Genomic DNA, 19,857 nt, shown 5'->3' with positions numbered 1-19,857 from the left:
GTTTTGGGGTATTGGATGCCCTGAAATGAATCAGCCCGCCCCCATTTGGCACACCTTCTGCAATTGCCTTGGCAAGCTGCGCCACGGCGCGCTCCACAAAAACAACGAGAAGGTATCCCTGATGGATAACGCCACCTCCCTGCCCGCCGGGGCGGCCACCGCGCCTGCCGCAGAAAAAACCACCGCCAGCCGCTTGAAGTCGATTTTCAGCGGGTCCATCGGCAACATGGTCGAATGGTACGACTGGTACGTCTACGCCGCATTCTCGCTGTACTTCGCCAAGGCCTTCTTCCCCGCCGGCGACTCCACCGCACAACTGCTCAATACCGCTGCGATCTTCGCCGTGGGCTTCCTCATGCGCCCGATCGGTGGCTGGCTGATGGGCCTGTACGCCGACCGCAAGGGCCGCAAGGCCGCGCTGATGGCGTCGGTACTGCTCATGTGCGCAGGCTCGCTGGTCATCGCCCTGACCCCAGGTTATGAAACCATCGGCGTCGCCGCACCTGTCCTGCTGGTCATCGCGCGCCTGCTGCAGGGCCTGTCGGTGGGTGGTGAATACGGCACCTCGGCCACCTACCTCAGCGAGATGGCCAGCAAGGAGCGCCGTGGTTTCTTCTCCAGCTTCCAGTACGTGACCCTGATCTCTGGCCAGCTCATCGCCCTGGCGGTCCTGATCGTCCTGCAACAGACCCTGACCACCGAGCAGTTGTACGCCTGGGGCTGGCGCGTGCCGTTCGTGATCGGTGCGCTGTGCGCCGTGGTGGCCCTGTACCTGCGTCGCGGCATGGAAGAAACCGCCTCGTTCACCAAGAAGGAAAAGGCCAAGGAAAGCCTGATGCGCACCCTGCTGCGTCACCCCAAGGAGCTGATGACCGTCGTTGGCCTGACCATGGGCGGCACCCTGGCCTTCTACACCTACACCACCTACATGCAGAAATACCTGGTCAACACCGTGGGCATGAGCATCAGTGACTCAACCACCATCTCGGCCGCCACGCTGTTCCTGTTCATGTGCCTGCAGCCGGTGATCGGTGGTCTGTCCGACAAGATCGGTCGCCGTCCGATCCTGATCGCCTTCGGTGTGCTCGGCACCCTGTTCACCGTCCCCATCCTCAGCACCCTGCACACCATCCAGACCTGGTGGGGTGCGTTCTTCCTGATCATGGCCGCACTGATCATCGTAAGCGGCTATACCTCGATCAACGCCGTGGTCAAGGCCGAGCTGTTCCCTACCGAGATTCGCGCCCTGGGCGTGGGCCTGCCGTATGCCCTGACCGTGTCGATCTTCGGTGGCACCGCCGAATACGTGGCCCTGTGGTTCAAAAGCGCTGGGATGGAGAGCGGCTTTTACTGGTATGTCACCGCCTGTATCGCCTGCTCGCTGCTGGTTTACGCGACCATGAAAGACACCAAGCAGCACTCGCGGATTACCACTGAGTGAATGCGAAGCCGAAATGAAAAGGGCGCACCGTTTCAGGTGCGCCCTTTTCATTTGTTCGATCAGCACTTATGTCGCTGTGAGCCGACTAAACATTCTATTCGGCTCACTCGTACCTGAAAGCCGGTTCAGGACATCTCAAGCGCCTGTCGCGGGTCACGACGCTGATACCAGTTGGCCATCAGCACCAGCACCAGCAACACCCCGCCCAGCACAGCCGAAGAGCCGACCGTGCCGAAGTCCAGGCCGCCCTTTTCATGGGGTTTGGTGAGGAAGTCGCCCAAGGTGGCGCCAAACGGCCGGGTGAGCACGAACGCGACCCAGAACAACACCACGCCGGGAATACGCGTCCAGTAGCGGGCGACCACCACCAGTGCAATGGTACTGCCAATCAACAGCGCACCGCCGGCAAAGCCCAGCCCCGAGTCATCGGCCAGGTAGTCGCCCAGCGCTGTGCCAAGGGTGTTGGAAAACAGGATTGCCACCCAGTAGAACAGCTCGCCCGTTCGGTTCTTGATGCGGTTGACATCCAGCGGGTTGCCGCTAAGGCGCCAGGCCAGGAAGGTAAGCAGCAGGATGCCGATGAGGAGGGCCGACCCCGTGGCATAACCCAGGCCCAGGGTGCGGTCCATGAAGTCGGAGATGGTGGTGCCAGCGGTACTGGTGGAGAGAATCACCAGCCAATACAACATCGGGTGGTAGCGGCGTGAGTAAAGCTGGCCGACCAAGGTCAGCAGGAACACGCTGATCAGCATCAACGAGCTGAGTGCATAGCCGATGTTCAACGTCATCGACAGCAAGTCGCCTGCCGTTTCGCCAAGGGTAGTTGCGCAGATCTTCATGACCCAGAAGGCCAAGGTGATTTGCGGGAGTTTGTTCATTGTTGTGCCGCTCCAGTCTAAGGTGCGGCGATGGTGCTGAGGTGCATCTGAAAAAACGGTTGGTGACGCATGAAAAAAGCGTTGATAGAACTTTGAAACAAGATATTTCGTTCTTAACGCCCCATTAATTCCCGCTCTTCAAGCTGCAATGGCTGAGAAAACGACGACGCGAGTGCTTGCAGCGAGTGGATGACCCCGCTGCCTGACTCACGCGCAGCGCACACAGACACATCTATTTATTCGATTTTTATGCGCTATTTTTTGCGCTTTTTAATCAAATTTATAGGCGTAGGATTAAACCCATAGAAACAAACAACCTCTCGCACCCTCGGAGCAGCAACCATGAAAAACAAACTGATCCTTACCCTGGCCCTCTCGGTATTCGCAGCTGGCGCCTTCGCCGAAGATGGCTTCGACCGGACCGACGCTCACACCTTTGCCGCGGTTCAAACCCAGCAAGCCAGCTACGCTGAAGACGGCTTCGACCGCACCGGTGGCCAACGCTTCGCTGAAGACGGCTTCGACCGCACCGGCGGCCAGCGCTTCGCTGAAGACGGCTTCGACCGCACCGGCGGCCAGCGCTTCGCTGAAGACGGCTTCGACCGCACCGGCGGCCAGCGCTTCGCTGAAGACGGCTTCGACCGCACCAACGCGCACCGCATCAGCTGATACCTGATTGCGAGCACCCAGCCCGGCTTCGGCCGGGCTTGATCATTTGCACACGAGCTCAGGCTTGGCACACTAGGCACCTTGTCCACCAGGAGGTAGGGCCAACAAGCCCAGCACAGATGTATTACTACGAACCCGCCAAAGGCCACGGCCTGCCGCACGACCCGTTCAATGCCATCGTCGGTCCCCGCCCTATCGGCTGGATCTCCTCTCAGGACCGCGAAGGCCGCCTGAATCTGGCGCCTTACAGCTTCTTCAATGCGTTCAACTACATCCCGCCGATCATCGGTTTCTGCAGCGTCGGGCGCAAAGACAGCCTGAACAACATCGAGCAGACCGGTGAGTTCGTCTGGAACCTGGCCACCCGCCCACTGGCCGAGCAAATGAACCTGAGCTGCGCACCGGTTGCTGCCGAAGTGAACGAATTCGACTTGAGCGGCCTCACTGCCGCACCGTCTAGCATCGTCAAGGTGCCGCGCGTGGGTGAAACGCCGGTAGCCTTCGAGTGCAAGGTCAGCCAGATCGTCCAGCTCAAGCGCGCCGACCAGCAAGAGGTGCCCAGCTGGCTGATCCTTGGGGAAGTGGTGGCGGTGCACATTGCCGAGCACCTGTTGAACAACGGCATCTACGATACCGCTGCCGCTGAGCCGATCCTGCGTGGGGGTGGCCCGGCGGATTATTTCGAGCTGGGCAACCTGTTCAAGATGGCCCGGCCGCCGGCCTGATCACCAGACCAGCTCACCCTCTTCGCTGACGCCCTGCAGGCGTTGCAGCTCGGCGGTGGCCGCTTCGTCGGCGGCCACAGCGCCCTTGAACACCTGCCCGTCGAGAACCTTGTGAAAACGCGGCGCACCGCCCATGCCCAAGGCTTTGACTGCGATGGCCGCGTTGTAGCCGCCACCTTCCACCGGCACCATCGCCGATACCGCTTCGAAATGAGTGAATTCCCTACGTGCCATGTTGCTGTCCGCGTGATTGAACAAGGGCGTCACTTTACCTCATCCACGCTCAATCGAAGGTATGCAAGTCCAGGCTGCTGACCACCTGAGCCTGCACCAGCTCACCGAACACCTCCAGTGTCGGTGAAGCAAAGTAGCCACTCATCGCCTGCTGGTCCTGCCAGCTTCCGCTGAGCAACCACAGGTCAGCATCAGCCTGAGAACGCTGCACGGTGAAACTCAGGCATCCCGGTGCACGCAGCGAGGGCTCGAGCAGGTCACGCAGGCGCGCGCCCAGCTCTGCCGAGCGCCCGCTGCTGGCACGGATGAAAGCAAGGTGGGTGACCGGTTGTTTAAGGGTCATTGCACAATCTCCTTGAAGCAGGCGGACGGAAAAGCCAGGCTGCCAAGGTTAGGCGCTCACCCGCGCGGCGCGTTAGGCCATTACTGCATGTCGATTGCCTGATCCTGCAGCGCGGCAGGATCAGGCAATCGACATGCAGCTTTCGACTAGCGCCCGTCTTTGCTCAAACCTATGCTGCGTCGGTCAGCAGAGGAAAGCCATCATGACCACCGCCACGTCCACCGAACCGACCCTGGAACTGCAGCGCCTGGAGCTGGCAGAGCTGATCAACCGCCACGCGGGCGAGCCCTATGGCCCAGCATCGGCCATCGATGACCTGTACCTGGTGCGTTACACCGAAAATGTGCGTTCTGTACCCACCCTGGCGCAGCCTGCCCTGTGCATCCTTGCCCAGGGCAGCAAAAGCCTGTTCCTGGGTGACGAGCAATACGCCTACGACCCACTGCATTACATGGTCGTTTCGGTAACCTTGCCACTCAGTGCCGTGAGGCTGGATGCCAGCCCCGAGAACCCAAGCCTGGGCCTGCGCATGGACCTGGACCCGGCCGAGATCAGCCAGCTGATCGCCGAGAGCGGACCGATGCTGGTACCCAATCGACCTTCCGGCCGTGGTTTGTATGTGGAAAGGACTGATGCCGCGTTACTCGATGCCCTGCTGCGGTTGCTGCGGCTGCTGGACACCCCGCGCGACATCGCAATGCTGGCGCCGCTGTTCCGCCGCGAGATTCTCTACCGCCTGCTGCGTGGGCCGCAGGGTTACCGGCTGTATGAAATTGCCTTGGCCAACAGCCAGACCCACCGGGTTTGCCAGGCCATCACTTGGCTCAACAACAACTTCCAACAGCCGCTGCGTATCGAGGACCTGGCGCGTGAGGTCAACCTCAGCACCTCGACCTTGCACCACCGCTTCAAGGCCGTGACCTCGATGAGCCCGCTTCAGTACCAGAAGCAACTGCGCCTGCAAGAGGCGCGGCGGCTGATGTTGAACGACGGGCTGGAGGCGGCGGTGGCGGCTTATCGGGTGGGTTATGAAAGCCCGTCGCAATTCAGCCGTGAATACAGCCGGCTTTACGGCGCGCCGCCAATTCGCGATGTGGCTCGGTTGCGGGCTACTGCGGTCTGAAGCTCGACACTCGCCTGCCCCGGCGCTTTCGCGGGTAAACCCGCACCTGCAGGTTTTTGCACAGATGCGAAAATTGCGCGCTGCCTGCAGGCACGAGAGGCCGATACAGGCAATCGCAATGCTTCAACCCAACACCGCGGCCTGCCACTGATTCTGGTCCACCTGAATCAAGGTCGGCCCCTTGCGCTCCACCGCTTGCCCGAGCGCCGCCTGCAATTGGGCAATATCGGCCACGTTCTCTGCTGCCGCGCCCAACGCTCGCGCCACGCCGATGAAATCCGGGGTATGGATATCCACCCCGACCGGCTCGATCGCCCGATTGACCATGTATTTCTTGATTTCCTCGTACCCCTGGTTATTCCACAGCAGCACGATCAGCGGTACCTGTGCCTCCACTGCACTGGCCAGTTCCGGCAGGGTGAACTGCAAACCACCATCACCAATCAGGCACACCGCCGGAGCGCGTTCGACGGCCTGCTCGGCACTGCCCAACCAGGCGCCCATGGCTGCTGGCAACGCGTAACCCAAGGTGCCGTAACCGGTCGAGGCGTTGAACCAGCGGCGTGGCTGCTCCATGTCGAGTGTCAGGTTGCCGGTGTACACAGGTTGGGTCGAGTCGCCCACCAGAATCGCATTAGGCAGGCGCTCCAGTATGGCCCTCAGCAAACGTGTCTGGCTCAGGGTTGGCTGGTCCCAGTCTGCCGCCAGGACCTTGCGCAGGTCGGCCACGCGGGCCACGCCCCAAGTGCTTTCGTGCACTGGCTGCGGCTGGGCTTGCAGGGCACCGAGCAGCGCTTCGGCTGCCAGCTCGGCATCGGCTACCAGCGCCAGCTCCGGCAGATAATTGCGCACGGTCTGGTCCGGGTCGATGTCAATGCGCAGCAGCCTGCCCGGGATCTCGAAGCCTCCCTTGAAGGTCACGTCATAATCGGTTTCAGCCAGTTCGGTACCGATCGCCAGCACCACGTCGGCCTCGGCCACCAGCGCCCGTGTGGCGGGTAACGACTGGGTCGAGCCGATCTGCAATGGGTGGCTGGCTGGCAGCAAGCCTTTGGCATTGATGGTCAACGCCACCGGGGCCTGAAGGTGTTCGGCCAGGCGTGCCAACGCAGCGCCCGCAGCCAACGCCCCGCCACCGGCCAGAATCAGCGGCCGACGTGCACTGGCCAGTCGCTCAGCCATCTGCGACACGGCCTGCGGTGCAGCCCCTGCCCGACTGCCCCGTACAGGGCGGCCCGGCAGCAGGAAGTCGGCCGGTTCAACCAGCACATCGAGCGGGATTTCGATATGCACCGGGCGTGGCCGGGCACTGTCGAACACGGCAAATGCCCTGGCCAGCACCTGCGGCAAGTCGGCTGCACTCATCAAGGTGTGGGAAAACGCCGCCACACCCGATACCAGCGCGGCTTGGTTGGGCAGTTCGTGCAGCTTGCCACGGCCACCGCCCAGCTGGTCACGGGACTGCACGCTGGAAATCACCAGCATCGGGATCGAGTCGGCATAGGCCTGGCCCATGGCAGTGGTGATATTGGTCATGCCCGGGCCGGTGATAATGAAGCACACCCCGGGTTTGCCGCGGGTGCGCGCATAGCCGTCAGCCATGAACCCGGCACCTTGCTCATGACGTGGGGTGATGTGGCGAATGGAAGAGCCCGCCAGGCCACGATAGAGCTCCACGGTATGTACACCGGGGATGCCGAAGACATGATCGACGCCATAGCCTTCAAGGAGTTTGACCAGTACTTCGCCGCAGGTTGCCATCAGGGGTCACCATGAATCGTGTTGGGGTATGCCCTTATTGGACCCAAGCCACGGCTATCGCCACAATGTAAAAAAAACACATACTAGCCATGTCCTGTGATCATGGCTTACTGCAATGAAACGCCTCCCGCCCCTGCCTGCCCTGCACACGTTTCTGGTCACCGCCCAGCACTGCAACTTCACCCGCGCCGGGCAGCAGTTGCACATCACCCAGGGCGCTGTCAGCCGCCAGATTGCAGCCCTCGAAGAACACCTCGGTTATGCCCTGTTCAAGCGCGAGGCGCGTGGGTTGAGCCTGACCCGTGAAGGCCTGGACTGGCTGCCACGGGTGCAGCAGGTGTTCGCCCTGATCGAACAAGGGGTGCGCGAGGTGGGTGAGCACAGCACGACCTTGCAGCTGAAGGCACCAACCTGCGTAATGCGCTGGCTGCTGCCGCGTCTGATGGAGTGGCAGGCACTGCGCCCGGATGTGCCGGTTGAGCTGACCACGACCGTGCAGCATGGGGTGGATTTCCGTCGCGAGGGCTTCGATGCGGCAGTGGTCTACGGCGATGCGCCGAACCACGGGCTGCAGGTGCGCAAGCTGTTCGATGAGCAGCTGACCCCGGTGTGCGCACCGTCACTGCGTGAGGGGCCAGTGCCGTTGCAGCAGGTGGAAGACCTGGCCCGACATATGTTGCTGCATCCCTCGCGGGATGAACACGACTGGCGGTTGTGGTTGCAGGCGGCTGGAGTGACGCTCGCCACGCATGGGCCTAAACAACATTTCGAGACACTGGACATGGCGATGGCCATGGCCTCGCAGGGGACCGGGGTGGCAATCGGTGACTGGTCGCTGATTGGCGATGACCTGCGCGGTGGGCGGTTGTGCATGCCGTTTGCGCTGAAGGTGCTGACAGGCAAGGGGTATTACCTGGTGAGCCAGGCCAGGAGCTTACCGCCGGGGCTGCTGGAATTGCTGGACTGGCTGGAGGGCCAGGCCAGCCTGTGACGGCCCTTTCGCAGGCTCGCCCGCTCCCACAGGTTTGCACAGGCCTTGGTAGCTGTACGGTACCCATGGGAGCGGGCATGCCCGCAACGCAGGCGACTCAATAGCCGACTGTGAACCGTTGCCGCGAGTGCTGCGGCTTCTCCAGCTCATCCAGCATGGCAATCGCATAGTCGGCAAACGTGATCCAGCTCTTGCCGTCCGCACCGATCAACAGATGATCCTTGCCCAGCGTATAGTGACCTCTGCGCTCACCCTCAACGAACTCAGCCGAAGGCGAAAGGAAGGTCCAGTCCAGGTTCGGCTCGCGCCGCAGCGCCTCCAGAAAACGCACGCCGGCACTGGCCTCGGCTTTATACGCCTCCGGGAAATCCGGGCTGTCGATCACCCGGTGCCCTGACGGCAGCAACAAGCTACCGGCGCCACCCACCACCAGCAGGCGCTTGACCCCGGCGCGCTTCACCGGCTCGATGATGGCGTGCGGCTCCATTGTCGAGAAATGCGCGGCACTCAACAAAGCGTCCATACCTGCGACCGCTGCCTGCAGGGCCGCGCTGTCCGTGGCATCCAGCGACTTGACGGTCACACCCTCACGCCCTTCAAGCGTGGAAGGGTCGCGGGCTATGGCCTGTACACGGTGACCACGGCGCAGGGCCTCTTCCAGTAACTGGCTGCCAGCACGACCGGTGGCACCGATGATTGCGATCTTGCTCATGAAATACTCTCCATCAGTTGAACGGAATGACCGCCCTTGGTGACCTTCGCCGCCAGCGCCAAGGCTCTCGTCTGCCGGCTTCGGGTAACGCCTTCTACCAAACAATGCGCATAGCTTAGTTACCCGATTCGTCACAAAAAATGCGATGCTCAGACATAGTTTGTTTCTGAAATCGGGCAAATCATGGACCGTCTCAACGCCATGCGTGTATTCGTCACGGTCATCGACCTGGGCAGCCAGTCGGCGGCGGCGGATTATCTGCAATTATCGCGGCCGGTCGTGTCGCGCTACCTGGCAGAGTTGGAAGACTGGGTTGGCACGCGGCTGATGCAGCGAACCACGCGCAAGCTCAGCCTCACGGCAGCCGGCCAGGAAACCCTGCCTCGCTGCCGGCAACTGCTGGAACTGGCCGGCGACCTGCAGGCCGCCGTGCAGCAGCCGGAAGACGCACCAAGGGGGGCACTGCGTATCAGCGTCAGTACCTCATTCGGCCAGGCACAGCTGGTGGATGCAGTGGCCGCCTATGTGCGGCGCTTTCCTGACGTGAAGGTAGAACTGCAGATGCTCGACCGCACCGTCAACCTGGTGGACGAGCGCATCGACCTGGCCATTCGCACCAGCAATGACGTGGACCCCAGCCTCATCGCCCGGCGCCTGAGTGTGTGCCGCTCGGTCGTGTGCGCGGCACCCGCCTACCTGAATGAGCGAGGCACGCCGCAACGGGTTGAGGAACTGAGCCTGCACAACTGCCTGACCCATGCCTACTTCGGACACAGCTTGTGGCATTTCGCGGTAGCCGGCCAGCAGGTCGCCGTGCCCGTATCCGGAAACATCAGTGCCAACGAGGTGATGACCCTGCAAAGGGCTGCGCTGGCTGGCGCCGGTATCACCATGCTGCCAACCTACCAGGCCGCAGACGCCATACGCCGGGGTGAACTGGTGCGTCTGCTGCCCGAGGCCAAACCGCGTGAACTGAACCTGAATGCGGTGTATACGTCGCGCAAACACATGCCGGCGACCTTGCGCAGCATGCTGGATTTCCTGGTGCAGCATTTCAAGGACGAACCGGCGTGGGATCGGGATCTATACTAGTGGCGTACACCCCTATCGCTGTCACGGGAGGTGAGCACCATGGGCATCAAATCCAGAAGAGTCGCCCTTGTCATGGCCCTTACCGCAGTCGCAGGGCTGTATGGATCAGCCTGCTGGCGCGCCGAACTGCTACGCAGCCAGCCCAGCGTCGCCAATAGCTGCGAGCAGGCACATTGCGTGCCTCACAGTGCCACCTTGAGCGCCGTCCGTTGAATGGACGGCGCCCTGCTGATCACTCTTCGACGCTCATGTATTCCTTGGCCCAGCGAATGTAGTCTTCAGGCTGGGTGTAGGTGTGCGAGAGTTCGGTGGCACTGAGGTTTTCCGACTTGTTCTGCCGACCACGCTGCAGCCGCAGGCAGTCGTAAGTGGCCTTGATCGCGGCAAAGTAAGCCGCATGGCCATCGACCACGATGCGCACGCCCAGACGCGCCAGGCGCTCGTCATCGCGCAGGTTCGGGTTGCCATAGGTAACTAGCATCAGCGGCACGGTCAGGTGCTCGGCAATCTGCTCGAGCTGCTCGAAGTCTTTGACCCCGACCATGCAGATGCCATCAGCGCCCGCCTTCTGGTAGCTCTGGGTACGCACGATGATTTCTTCGGTGCTGAGTACGCCCGCGTTGGTACGGGCAATGATCGACAGGGACGAATCGACTCGTGCCTCCAGCGCCGCGCGGATCTTGCCAACGCCCTCCTCGACCGGGATCAGGTCAGTGGACTTGCGCCCGAACTGGGCAGGCAGCAGGGTGTCCTCGATGGTCAGTGCGGCCACACCGGCGCGCTCCAGTTCGATCACCGTGCGCATCACGTTCAGTGCGTTGCCATAGCCATGGTCGGCGTCGGCCAGTACCGGCAGTTGCGCGACCCGACCAATGCGGGTGGCCTGCTCGACGAACTCGCTGAGGGTGATCAGAGCGAAGTCTGGAGCAGCCAGTACCTGCAACGAAGCGACCGAACCGCCGAGGATACCGACTTCGAAGCCCAGGTCTGCGGCAATGCGTGCCGACATCGGGTCGAACACCGAGGCAGTGTGGAAACACGAACCCGAAGCGAGCAGCTCGCGGAAGGCAAAACGCAGATCTTGGTGGGAAGCCTTGGGCATGATCACTCCGCAAAAAAGTTGAAATTTGAACGGTAACTACCGACCCCTGTAATCGGGTCTACCTGACCTGTTCCAACCGTCGCCATCTGGGCGGTCATGCTCGACATGCAGGCAGAGGAATAAAAGGTGTGGGAGACAGCGGACTGAAAAACCTGAGTCAATATGCTGCACCAACCTGGTGCAAGCCCCGGATTTCAGCCTCTGTGGCATACCAACGATATCACGCAGCCATGCAGCACTGGATGAATGCGCCAATGCCGATCTTGCATAGGGGATGCAGATAGTACATAGGAAGCTACCTAACTCAGGTTACAATCCGAGGGCTTCTGTGAGAGCAGGCTTGCCCGCGAAGGGGCCGCCATAGACAAACAAGGTATTCCCGTGACCGCCGCCCTGCCCCCCACCGCCCTGCGCAACGTGCTCACCGCCCTGATGCTGGCCATCTTCCTCGGCGCACTGGACCAGACCATCGTCGCCGTCTCGCTGCCCGCCATCTCGGCGCAGTTCAGCGATGTCGGCCTGCTGGCCTGGGTCATCTCCGGTTATATGGTGGCCATGACCGTGGCCGTGCCGATCTACGGCAAACTGGGCGACCTTTACGGCCGGCGCCGGATGATCCTCACCGGCATCAGCTTGTTCACCCTGGCCTCCATTGCCTGCGCCATGGCCCAGGACATGCCGCAACTGGTGCTGGCCCGGGTACTGCAGGGTATCGGTGCAGGCGGGATGGTCTCGGTGAGCCAGGCAATCATTGGCGACTTCGTGCCCCCACGCGAACGCGGCCGCTACCAGGGCTACTTCAGCAGCATGTACGCTGCGGCCAGCGTGGCCGGGCCAGTGCTGGGCGGCTGGTTGACCGAGTACCTGTCGTGGCGCTGGGTGTTCTGGATCAACCTGCCGCTGGGGCTGGTCGCCTTGTGGGCCATTCGCCGTGCGCTCGCTGACATGCCGGTGCAGCGTCGCGAGGCACAGGTGGACTACCTTGGCGCCATGCTGTTGATTCTCGGCCTTGGCAGCCTGCTGCTGGGCATCACCTTGGTGGGCCAGGGCCACGCCTGGGCCGACCCGGCCGTGCTGGCGCTGTTCGGCTGCGCCCTGCTGGGCCTGGCGCTTTTCATCGCACACGAACGCCGCTGCCCAGAGCCGCTGCTGCCGCTCAGCCTGTTTGGCAACCGTGTGGCAGTGCTGTGCTGGGCGGTGATCTTCTTCGCCAGCTTCCAGTCCATTTCCCTGACCATGCTCATGCCCTTGCGTTACCAGAGCATTACCGGCGCCGGTGCCGACAGCGCCGCCCTGCATCTGCTGCCGCTGGCCATGGGGCTGCCCATGGGCGCCTTCACAGGAGGCCGGATGACCAGCCGGACCGGGCGCTACAAGCCACAGATCCTGGCCGGTGCACTGCTGATGCCAGTGGCCATTTTCGCGATGGCACTGACTCCGCCGCAATCAGCGTTGCTCAGTGCGCTGTTCATGCTGCTGACCGGTATAGCCTGCGGGCTGCAATTCCCGACCTCACTGGTGGGCACACAAAGCGCGGTGGCCAGCAGGGACATCGGCGTGGCCACCAGCACCACCAACCTGTTCCGCTCGCTGGGCGGAGCCATGGGCGTAGCGTGCATGTCCAGCCTGTTGCTGGCACTGCTGCTGCAAGGGGGTTTCGAATTGCCGGGTAATGCGTTGCTGGGGAGTTTGAAGGCCGCAGAGGTGGATCTGGTGACTCAAGGGCGGTTGCTGGAGACGTTCAGGCAACTGCTGATGGGGAGTGCGCTCGTCGCGGTGCTGGGACTGTTCGCGGCATTTGCTTTGCCTGACAGGCAATTGCGCGGCCGCTGAAGGTTGCACACGCGCTGCCGCCTTGTGGTGTGAACAGCTGCAAGGCGGCGGCGACCTTAATCTCCCCTTAACACAAAGGGGAAACACTCCCTCACAATCCTTAACAAAGTGTCATTTGCGCAGAGCCGGGCTCAAGCGCAGCATATCCAGCCCGGTGTCGACCCATTTTTCGACATCACCCAACAGATCGACACTGTCAGGCAGCAATAGCCAGCGCCCGATCAGGCCATCGACATAGGCAAACATGGCCACCGCCGCGCGCTCGGCATCCAGCTCGCCAGGCAACTGGCCCCGGCGTACGGCATTGGCCAGCGCCAGGGTGATGCCCTTGTGGCAATCCAGCACCGCACTCTGGCGCTGCTGGCGAATTTCACACATGTCATCGGTGAACTCGCACTTGTGATGCAGGATTTCATTGATACGACGGGTTCGGGCATCGAGCACCAGCTCGTTGAACACTTGCAACAGCAGCTTGCGCATGCAGCCAAGCGGGTCGACTTCATCCTCGCTTTCGCTCGCCCGCGCCAAATGGTCATGGGTCTCGTGCAGGCTGTCGAGCAACGCCTGCACCAGCTCGGCCTTGTTGTTGAAGTGCCAGTAGATCGCCCCCCGCGTCACACCCGCCAGTTCGGCGATGTCGGCCAGGGTGGTTCGCGCAACCCCGCGCTTGTAGAAGGCCCTTTCCGCCGCCTCGATGATCTGGGCACGGGTTTCCTGGGCTTCTTCTTTGGTTCGACGGACCATGGCAGTACAACCTCATCTGGCCCGAACGCGCAGCGCGTGCGGGGAACGCTCCGGGGGCACCTCTGCCGGGGCCTCTCGGATAAGCTAATCAAGCGCTGAGGCTGTACCTGAGTACCACCCAGCAGTATTTACAAACAACCATGAATGTAAGTATATTCCTTAGCAAGCTATTTATCCACCGGATAGCATTTTTTCCAGATCAAGATCTCTTCCATTACTCTTGAGCGTCTCCCTGCTCCAGCGACCCGAGGATCCTCATGCAATTCAAGCCAGCCGTTACCGCTCTGGTTTCCGCCGTCGCCCTGGCAACCCTGCTCAGTGGCTGTAAGAAAGAAGAAGCAGCGCCAGCGGCGCAGGCTCCTCAGGTCGGCGTCGTGACCATCCAGCCGCAAGCCTTCACCCTCACCTCGGAATTGCCGGGGCGAACCAGTGCCTACCGCGTCGCCGAAGTGCGCCCGCAGGTCAACGGCATCATCCTCAAGCGCCTGTTCAAGGAAGGCAGTGAGGTCAAGGAAGGCCAGCAGTTGTATCAGATCGACCCTGCCGTGTACGAAGCCACCCTGGCCAATGCCAAGGCCAACCTGCTTGCTACACGCTCACTGGCCGAACGTTACAAGCAACTGATTGACGAACAGGCCGTCTCCAAACAGGAATACGACGACGCCAATGCCAAACGATTGCAGGCTGAGGCTTCGCTCAAGAGCGCACAGATCGACCTGCGCTACACCAAGGTTCTGGCGCCAATCAGCGGCCGTATCGGTCGCTCTTCGTTCACCGAGGGTGCGCTGGTGAGCAATGGCCAGACCGACGCCATGGCCACCATCCAGCAGCTCGATCCTATTTATGTCGACGTTACCCAGTCCACCGCCGAGCTGCTCAAGCTGCGCCGTGACCTGGAAAGCGGCCAGCTGAAGAAGGCCGGCGACAACGCCGCCTCGGTTCAGCTGGTACTGGAAGACGGCAGCCTGTTCAAGCAGGAAGGCCGCCTGGAGTTCTCCGAAGTCGCGGTGGACGAGACCACCGGCTCGGTGACCCTGCGCGCGCTGTTCCCCAACCCCGATCACACCCTGCTGCCAGGCATGTTCGTGCATGCGCGGCTCAAGGCCGGGGTCAACGCCAACGCCATCCTGGCACCGCAACAAGGCGTGACCCGCGACCTCAAAGGCGCACCCACCGCCCTGGTGGTCAACCAGGAGAACAAAGTCGAACTGCGCCAGCTCAAGGCCAGCCGTACCTTGGGTAGCGACTGGCTGATCGAGGAAGGCCTCAACCCGGGTGACCGCCTGATCACCGAAGGGCTGCAGTACGTGCGCCCAGGCGTCGAGGTGAAGGTCAGCGATGCCACCAACGTCAAGAAGCCGGCCGGCCCTGATCAGGCCAACGCGGCGAAAGCAGACGCCAAAGCGGAGTAAACCATGTCGAAGTTCTTTATCGATCGCCCGATCTTCGCCTGGGTGATCGCCTTGGTGATCATGCTGGTCGGGGCCTTGTCTATCCTGAAGCTGCCGATCAACCAGTACCCCAGTATCGCGCCGCCGGCCATCGCCATCGCCGTGACCTACCCGGGCGCCTCGGCGCAAACCGTGCAGGACACCGTGGTGCAGGTGATCGAGCAGCAGCTCAACGGTATCGACAACCTGCGTTATGTGTCGTCGGAAAGTAACTCCGACGGCAGCATGACCATTACCGCCACCTTCGAACAGGGTACCAACCCCGACACCGCGCAGGTACAGGTACAGAACAAGCTGAACCTGGCGACCCCGCTGCTGCCGCAGGAAGTGCAGCAGCAAGGTATCCGCGTCACCAAAGCAGTGAAGAACTTCCTGCTGGTGATTGGTCTCGTCTCCGAAGACGGCAGCATGACCAAGGACGACCTGGCCAACTACATCGTCTCGAACATGCAGGACCCGATCTCGCGTACCGCGGGTGTAGGTGACTTCCAGGTGTTCGGTGCGCAGTACGCCATGCGTATCTGGCTCGATCCGGCCAAGCTGAACAAGTTCCAGCTGACCCCGGTCGACGTCAAGACCGCTGTGGCCGCACAGAACGTGCAGGTGTCTTCCGGCCAGCTCGGCGGCCTGCCAGCCCTGCCGGGCACACAGCTGAACGCCACCATCATCGGCAAGACCCGCCTGCAAACCGCCGAGCAGTTCGAGAGCATTCTGCTCAAGGTCAACAAAGACGGTTCACAGGTGCGCCTGGGTGACGTCGCCCAAGTAGGCCTGGGGGGTGAAAACTACGCCGTCAGCGCCCAGTTCAACGGCAAGCCGGCGTCCGGCCTGGCGGTAAAACTGGCAACCGGCGCCAACGCCCTGGACACCGCCAAGGCACTGCGCGAGACCATCAAAGGCCTGGAACCGTTCTTCCCGCCGGGGGTCAAGGCGGTATTCCCGTATGACACCACCCCCGTGGTCACCGAATCGATCAGCGGCGTGATCCACACCCTGATCGAAGCCGTGGTGCTGGTGTTCCTGGTGATGTACCTGTTCCTGCAGAACTTCCGCGCCACCATCATCACCACCATGACCGTACCGGTCGTATTGCTGGGTACCTTCGGTATCCTTGCCGCCGCGGGCTTCAGCATCAACACCCTGACCATGTTCGCCATGGTCCTGGCCATCGGCTTGCTGGTGGACGACGCCATCGTCGTAGTGGAGAACGTCGAGCGGGTCATGTCCGAAGAAGGCTTGCCACCCAAGGAAGCGACCAAGCGCTCGATGGAACAGATCCAGGGCGCCCTGGTGGGTATCGCCCTGGTGCTCTCGGCCGTACTGCTGCCCATGGCGTTCTTTGGCGGCTCCACGGGTGTGATCTACCGGCAGTTCTCCATCACCATCGTCTCGGCCATGGGCCTGTCGGTGCTGGTTGCGCTTATCTTCACCCCGGCGCTCTGCGCAACCATGCTCAAACCGCTGAAGAAGGGCGAGCACCACACCGCCAAAGGCGGCTTCTTCGGCTGGTTCAACCGCAACTTCGACCGCAGCGTCAATGGCTACGAGCGTAGCGTAGGCACCATCCTGCGCAACAAGGTGCCATTCCTGCTGGCCTATGCGCTGATCGTGGTCGGCATGATCTGGCTGTTCGCCCGCATCCCTACCGCGTTCCTGCCAGAAGAAGACCAGGGCGTACTGTTCGCTCAGGTGCAGACCCCGGCCGGTTCCAGTGCCGAGCGCACGCAGGTCGTGGTCGACCAGATGCGTGAATACCTGCTCAAGGACGAAGCCGATACCGTATCGTCGGTGTTCACGGTCAACGGTTTCAACTTCGCAGGCCGCGGCCAGAGCTCAGGCATGGCCTTCATCATGCTCAAACCCTGGGATGAACGCTCGAAGGAGAACAGCGTGTTCGCCCTGGCCCAGCGCGCCCAGCAGCACTTCTTCACCTTCCGTGATGCGATGGTGTTCGCCTTCGCCCCGCCAGCGGTGCTTGAACTGGGTAACGCCACCGGCTTCGACGTGTTCCTTCAGGACCGCGGCGGTGTCGGCCACGCGAAGTTGATGGAGGCGCGCAACCAGTTCCTGGCCAAAGCTGCGCAGAGCAAGATCCTCAGCGCCGTGCGCCCGAACGGCCTGAACGATGAACCGCAGTACCAACTGACCATTGATGACGAACGTGCCAGCGCCTTGGGCGTGACCATTGCCGACATCAATAACACCCTGTCGATTGCCTTGGGTGCCAGCTACGTCAACGACTTCATCGACCGTGGCCGGGTCAAGAAGGTGTACATCCAGGGCGAACCCAGCGCGCGGATGAGCCCGGAAGACCTGCAAAAATGGTACGTGCGCAACGGCGCAGGCGAGATGGTGCCGTTCTCCTCCTTCGCCAAAGGCGAATGGACCTACGGTTCGCCGAAGCTGTCGCGTTACAACGGTGTCGAAGCGATGGAAATCCTCGGTGCACCGGCGCCTGGTTACAGTACCGGTGAAGCCATGGCCGAGGTCGAGCGCATTGCAGGCGAGCTGCCGAGCGGTATCGGCTTCTCCTGGACCGGCATGTCCTACGAGGAAAAACTCTCCGGCTCGCAGATGCCGGCGCTGTTCGCCCTCTCGGTGCTGTTCGTGTTCCTGTGCCTGGCGGCCCTGTACGAAAGCTGGTCGATTCCGATCGCTGTGGTGCTGGTGGTACCGCTGGGTATCATCGGTGCGCTGATCGCCACCAGCCTGCGCGGCCTGTCCAACGACGTGTACTTCCTGGTTGGCCTGTTGACCACCATCGGTCTTGCGGCGAAAAACGCCATTTTGATCGTGGAATTCGCCAAGGAGCTGCACGAACAAGGCCGTAGCCTGTACGACGCAGCGATCGAAGCGTGCCGCATGCGTCTGCGCCCGATCATCATGACCTCGCTGGCGTTCATCCTGGGCGTGGTGCCGTTGACGATCGCCAGCGGCGCCGGCGCCGGCAGCCAGCACGCCATCGGTACTGGCGTGATCGGCGGCATGATCAGTGCGACCGTGCTGGCTATCTTCTGGGTACCACTGTTCTTCGTCGCAGTGTCGTCGCTGTTCGGCAGCAAAGAGCCGGAAAAAGACGTCACTCCTGAAAATCCACGTTATGAGGCTGGGCAATGACCAAGTCTTTGTTGTCCCTGGCGGTAACCGCTTTCATTCTTGGCGGCTGCTCGCTGATCCCTGACTACCAGACCCCAGAGGCGCCGGTGGCTGCACAGTGGCCGCAAGGCCCTGCATACTCGCCGACGCAATCGGCGGATGTTGCCGCTGCTGAACAGGGCTGGCGCCAGTTCTTCCACGACCCGGCGCTGCAACAGCTGATCCAGACCTCGCTGGTCAATAACCGCGACCTGCGCGTCGCGGCGTTGAACCTCGACGCCTACCGTGCGCAATACCGTATTCAGCGCGCCGACCTGTTCCCGGCAGTTTCGGCCACCGGCAGCGGCAGCCGCCAGCGTGTCCCGGCGAACATGTCGCAAACAGGCGAATCTGGCATCACCAGCCAGTACTCGGCCACCTTGGGCGTCAGCGCCTACGAGCTGGACCTGTTCGGCCGCGTGCGCAGCCTGACCGAGCAGGCCCTGGAAACCTACCTCTCCAGCGAGCAGGCGCGTCGTTCCACGCAAATTGCCCTGGTCGCCAGCGTGGCCAACGCCTACTACACCTGGCAGGCCGACCAGGCCCTGTTCAAGCTGACCGAAGAAACGCTGAAGACCTACGAGGAAAGCTACAACCTCACCCGTCGCAGCAACGAGGTCGGCGTGGCCTCGGCCCTGGACGTCAGCCAGGCGCGTACCGCCGTGGAAGGCGCCAGGGTCAAGTACTCGCAGTACCAGCGCCTGGTCGCCCAGGACGTCAACAGCCTGACCGTGCTGCTGGGCACCGGCATTCCTGCCGACCTGGCCAAGCCGCTGGAGCTTGATGCCGACCAACTGGCCGAAGTACCGGCCGGCCTGCCATCGGATATCCTTCAGCGTCGCCCGGACATTCAGGAAGCCGAGCACCTGCTCAAGGCTGCCAACGCCAACATTGGTGCAGCCCGCGCAGCGTTCTTCCCGAGCATCAGCCTGACCGCGAACGCCGGCAGCCTGAGCCCCGACATGGGCCACCTGTTCGCGGGCGGCCAGGGCACCTGGCTGTTCCAGCCGCAGATCAACCTGCCGATCTTCAACGCCGGTAGCCTGAAAGCCAGCCTGGACTACTCGAAAATCCAGAAGGACATCAACGTCGCCAAGTACGAAAAAACCATCCAGACGGCCTTCCAGGAAGTCTCCGATGGCCTGGCGGCACGCAAGACCTTCGAAGAGCAGTTGCAGGCCCAGCGCGACCTGGTGCAGGCGAACCAGGACTACTACCGCTTGGCCGAACGCCGTTACCGCATCGGGATTGACAGCAACCTGACCTTCCTCGATGCCCAACGCAACCTGTTCAGTGCCCAGCAAGCGCTGATCGGAGACCGCCTGTCGCAGCTGACCAGCGAGGTCAACCTGTACAAGGCGCTTGGCGGTGGCTGGTACGAGCAGACCGGGCAGGCCAACCAGCAGGCATCGGTGGAAACACCGAAAGGCTGATCGGCCTTGTTACAAAAGTAGGAAGCCCACCCTTAGCGGTGGGCTTTGCTTTTTTACTGCCTGTGCCGGCCAGTATCCCCTGGCGATTCACCGTCGCAGCCACCACCGTATTCGCGGGTGAACCCGCTCCTACACGGATCGTGTGGCGGACACATACGGTGGTTGGGCGCAAGCCGTTGTAGGAGCGGGT

The 19,857-nt window shown here is 62.0% G+C and carries 17 protein-coding genes; 10 read left to right on the top strand and 7 right to left on the bottom strand.

Going from position 1 to position 19,857, the window contains the following annotated elements; genetic code table 11:
- The first annotated feature begins 121 nt into the window (after nt 1-121).
- Entirely contained in the window at nt 122-1,441 is a 1,320-nt protein-coding gene (locus BJQ17_RS13095; RefSeq protein ID WP_003251986.1) for an MFS transporter, read from the top strand.
- 125 nt (nt 1,442-1,566) lie between these two features.
- On the opposite strand, the gene BJQ17_RS13090 is transcribed toward BJQ17_RS13095, so the two are convergent.
- A complete protein-coding gene (locus BJQ17_RS13090) occupies nt 1,567-2,319 on the bottom strand; it encodes a membrane protein (RefSeq protein WP_003251984.1) in 753 nt (250 codons plus the stop codon).
- A 342-nt stretch (nt 2,320-2,661) separates the two neighbouring features.
- On the opposite strand from BJQ17_RS13090, the gene BJQ17_RS13085 reads away from it, so the two are divergent.
- Together BJQ17_RS13085 and BJQ17_RS13080 are read left to right on the top strand one after the other, a co-directional pair.
- A complete protein-coding gene (locus BJQ17_RS13085) occupies nt 2,662-2,988 on the top strand; it encodes a hypothetical protein (RefSeq protein ID WP_054888630.1) in 327 nt (108 codons plus the stop codon).
- Nucleotides 2,989-3,107: 119 nt separating this feature from the next.
- Nucleotides 3,108-3,713: a flavin reductase family protein gene (locus BJQ17_RS13080; protein WP_003251979.1), complete on the top strand. Its 606-nt coding sequence runs from the start codon at nt 3,108-3,110 to the stop codon at nt 3,711-3,713.
- On the opposite strand, the gene BJQ17_RS13075 is transcribed toward BJQ17_RS13080, so the two are convergent.
- Together BJQ17_RS13075 and BJQ17_RS13070 are read right to left on the bottom strand one after the other, a co-directional pair.
- The gene (locus BJQ17_RS13075; protein ID WP_014859143.1) at nt 3,714-3,980 is read right to left on the bottom strand and encodes a hypothetical protein; all 267 of its coding nucleotides are present in this window, start codon (nt 3,978-3,980) and stop codon (nt 3,714-3,716) included.
- 16 nt (nt 3,981-3,996) lie between these two features.
- Nucleotides 3,997-4,290, bottom strand: coding sequence for a putative quinol monooxygenase (locus BJQ17_RS13070; protein ID WP_003251976.1), 294 nt, complete (start codon nt 4,288-4,290; stop codon nt 3,997-3,999).
- 202 nt (nt 4,291-4,492) lie between these two features.
- On the opposite strand from BJQ17_RS13070, the gene BJQ17_RS13065 reads away from it, so the two are divergent.
- Nucleotides 4,493-5,413, top strand: a complete 921-nt coding sequence (locus BJQ17_RS13065) for an AraC family transcriptional regulator (protein ID WP_003251974.1) — start codon at nt 4,493-4,495, stop codon at nt 5,411-5,413.
- Nucleotides 5,414-5,536: 123 nt separating this feature from the next.
- Here the strand turns inward: BJQ17_RS13065 and BJQ17_RS13060 are convergent, their stop codons facing one another.
- On the bottom strand, nt 5,537-7,174 hold the full coding sequence (locus tag BJQ17_RS13060) for a 5-guanidino-2-oxopentanoate decarboxylase (protein WP_070096159.1): 1,638 nt from the start codon (nt 7,172-7,174) through the stop codon (nt 5,537-5,539).
- Nucleotides 7,175-7,289: 115 nt separating this feature from the next.
- On the opposite strand from BJQ17_RS13060, the gene BJQ17_RS13055 reads away from it, so the two are divergent.
- Complete coding sequence (locus tag BJQ17_RS13055) at nt 7,290-8,165, top strand: LysR substrate-binding domain-containing protein (protein ID WP_012053627.1); 876 nt, start codon at nt 7,290-7,292, stop codon at nt 8,163-8,165.
- Nucleotides 8,166-8,262: 97 nt separating this feature from the next.
- Here the strand turns inward: BJQ17_RS13055 and BJQ17_RS13050 are convergent, their stop codons facing one another.
- Nucleotides 8,263-8,877 carry an NAD(P)-dependent oxidoreductase gene (locus BJQ17_RS13050; protein ID WP_070096158.1) on the bottom strand — a complete coding sequence of 205 codons (615 nt, stop codon included), beginning with the start codon at nt 8,875-8,877 and terminating at the stop codon, nt 8,263-8,265.
- Between the two features lie 183 nt (nt 8,878-9,060).
- Between BJQ17_RS13050 and BJQ17_RS13045 the strand changes: the two genes are divergently transcribed.
- Nucleotides 9,061-9,969: a LysR family transcriptional regulator gene (locus BJQ17_RS13045; RefSeq protein WP_047604432.1), complete on the top strand. Its 909-nt coding sequence runs from the start codon at nt 9,061-9,063 to the stop codon at nt 9,967-9,969.
- 232 nt (nt 9,970-10,201) lie between these two features.
- Here BJQ17_RS13045 and BJQ17_RS13040 read toward each other — a convergent pair whose 3' ends face one another.
- The gene (locus BJQ17_RS13040) at nt 10,202-11,071 is read right to left on the bottom strand and encodes an oxaloacetate decarboxylase (protein WP_003251963.1); all 870 of its coding nucleotides are present in this window, start codon (nt 11,069-11,071) and stop codon (nt 10,202-10,204) included.
- 381 nt (nt 11,072-11,452) lie between these two features.
- Between BJQ17_RS13040 and BJQ17_RS13035 the strand changes: the two genes are divergently transcribed.
- Nucleotides 11,453-12,904, top strand: coding sequence for an MDR family MFS transporter (locus BJQ17_RS13035; protein WP_070096157.1), 1,452 nt, complete (start codon nt 11,453-11,455; stop codon nt 12,902-12,904).
- A gap of 111 nt (nt 12,905-13,015) precedes the next feature.
- On the opposite strand, the gene ttgR is transcribed toward BJQ17_RS13035, so the two are convergent.
- Nucleotides 13,016-13,648, bottom strand: a complete 633-nt coding sequence (gene ttgR, locus BJQ17_RS13030; protein WP_004575141.1) for an efflux transport transcriptional regulator TtgR — start codon at nt 13,646-13,648, stop codon at nt 13,016-13,018.
- A 257-nt stretch (nt 13,649-13,905) separates the two neighbouring features.
- Between ttgR and ttgA the strand changes: the two genes are divergently transcribed.
- Genes ttgA through BJQ17_RS13015 form a run of 3 tightly spaced genes read left to right on the top strand, consistent with a single transcriptional unit; the run spans nt 13,906 to nt 19,667 of the window.
- Nucleotides 13,906-15,060, top strand: a complete 1,155-nt coding sequence (ttgA, locus tag BJQ17_RS13025; RefSeq protein ID WP_003251957.1) for a toluene efflux RND transporter periplasmic adaptor subunit TtgA — start codon at nt 13,906-13,908, stop codon at nt 15,058-15,060.
- A 3-nt stretch (nt 15,061-15,063) separates the two neighbouring features.
- Nucleotides 15,064-18,216 carry a multidrug efflux RND transporter permease subunit TtgB gene (gene ttgB / locus BJQ17_RS13020; RefSeq protein WP_014754360.1) on the top strand — a complete coding sequence of 1,051 codons (3,153 nt, stop codon included), beginning with the start codon at nt 15,064-15,066 and terminating at the stop codon, nt 18,214-18,216.
- Nucleotides 18,213-19,667, top strand: a complete 1,455-nt coding sequence (locus tag BJQ17_RS13015; RefSeq protein ID WP_003251955.1) for an AdeC/AdeK/OprM family multidrug efflux complex outer membrane factor — start codon at nt 18,213-18,215, stop codon at nt 19,665-19,667. The genes ttgB and BJQ17_RS13015 overlap by 4 nt, the downstream gene beginning before the upstream one ends.
- Nucleotides 19,668-19,857 lie beyond the last annotated feature (190 nt).

Origin of the sequence: Pseudomonas sp. NBRC 111139 (assembly GCF_001753955.1) — a bacterium.
Lineage (GTDB): Bacteria > Pseudomonadota > Gammaproteobacteria > Pseudomonadales > Pseudomonadaceae > Aquipseudomonas > Aquipseudomonas alloputida.
Note: the sequence above shows the minus strand (reverse complement) of the source record. Positions and strands in the feature narration are given on the sequence as shown.

Coding starts and splice junctions, on each gene's coding strand:
- BJQ17_RS13095 (WP_003251986.1), top strand. CDS start 122: ATGGATAACGCCACCTCCCTGCCCGCCGGGGCGGCCACCGCGCCTGCC.
- BJQ17_RS13090 (WP_003251984.1), bottom strand. CDS start 2,319: ATGAACAAACTCCCGCAAATCACCTTGGCCTTCTGGGTCATGAAGATC.
- BJQ17_RS13085 (WP_054888630.1), top strand. CDS start 2,662: ATGAAAAACAAACTGATCCTTACCCTGGCCCTCTCGGTATTCGCAGCT.
- BJQ17_RS13080 (WP_003251979.1), top strand. CDS start 3,108: ATGTATTACTACGAACCCGCCAAAGGCCACGGCCTGCCGCACGACCCG.
- BJQ17_RS13070 (WP_003251976.1), bottom strand. CDS start 4,290: ATGACCCTTAAACAACCGGTCACCCACCTTGCTTTCATCCGTGCCAGC.
- BJQ17_RS13065 (WP_003251974.1), top strand. CDS start 4,493: ATGACCACCGCCACGTCCACCGAACCGACCCTGGAACTGCAGCGCCTG.
- BJQ17_RS13060 (WP_070096159.1), bottom strand. CDS start 7,174: ATGGCAACCTGCGGCGAAGTACTGGTCAAACTCCTTGAAGGCTATGGC.
- BJQ17_RS13055 (WP_012053627.1), top strand. CDS start 7,290: ATGAAACGCCTCCCGCCCCTGCCTGCCCTGCACACGTTTCTGGTCACC.
- BJQ17_RS13050 (WP_070096158.1), bottom strand. CDS start 8,877: ATGAGCAAGATCGCAATCATCGGTGCCACCGGTCGTGCTGGCAGCCAG.
- BJQ17_RS13045 (WP_047604432.1), top strand. CDS start 9,061: ATGGACCGTCTCAACGCCATGCGTGTATTCGTCACGGTCATCGACCTG.
- BJQ17_RS13040 (WP_003251963.1), bottom strand. CDS start 11,071: ATGCCCAAGGCTTCCCACCAAGATCTGCGTTTTGCCTTCCGCGAGCTG.
- ttgR (WP_004575141.1), bottom strand. CDS start 13,648: ATGGTCCGTCGAACCAAAGAAGAAGCCCAGGAAACCCGTGCCCAGATC.
- ttgA (WP_003251957.1), top strand. CDS start 13,906: ATGCAATTCAAGCCAGCCGTTACCGCTCTGGTTTCCGCCGTCGCCCTG.
- ttgB (WP_014754360.1), top strand. CDS start 15,064: ATGTCGAAGTTCTTTATCGATCGCCCGATCTTCGCCTGGGTGATCGCC.
- BJQ17_RS13015 (WP_003251955.1), top strand. CDS start 18,213: ATGACCAAGTCTTTGTTGTCCCTGGCGGTAACCGCTTTCATTCTTGGC.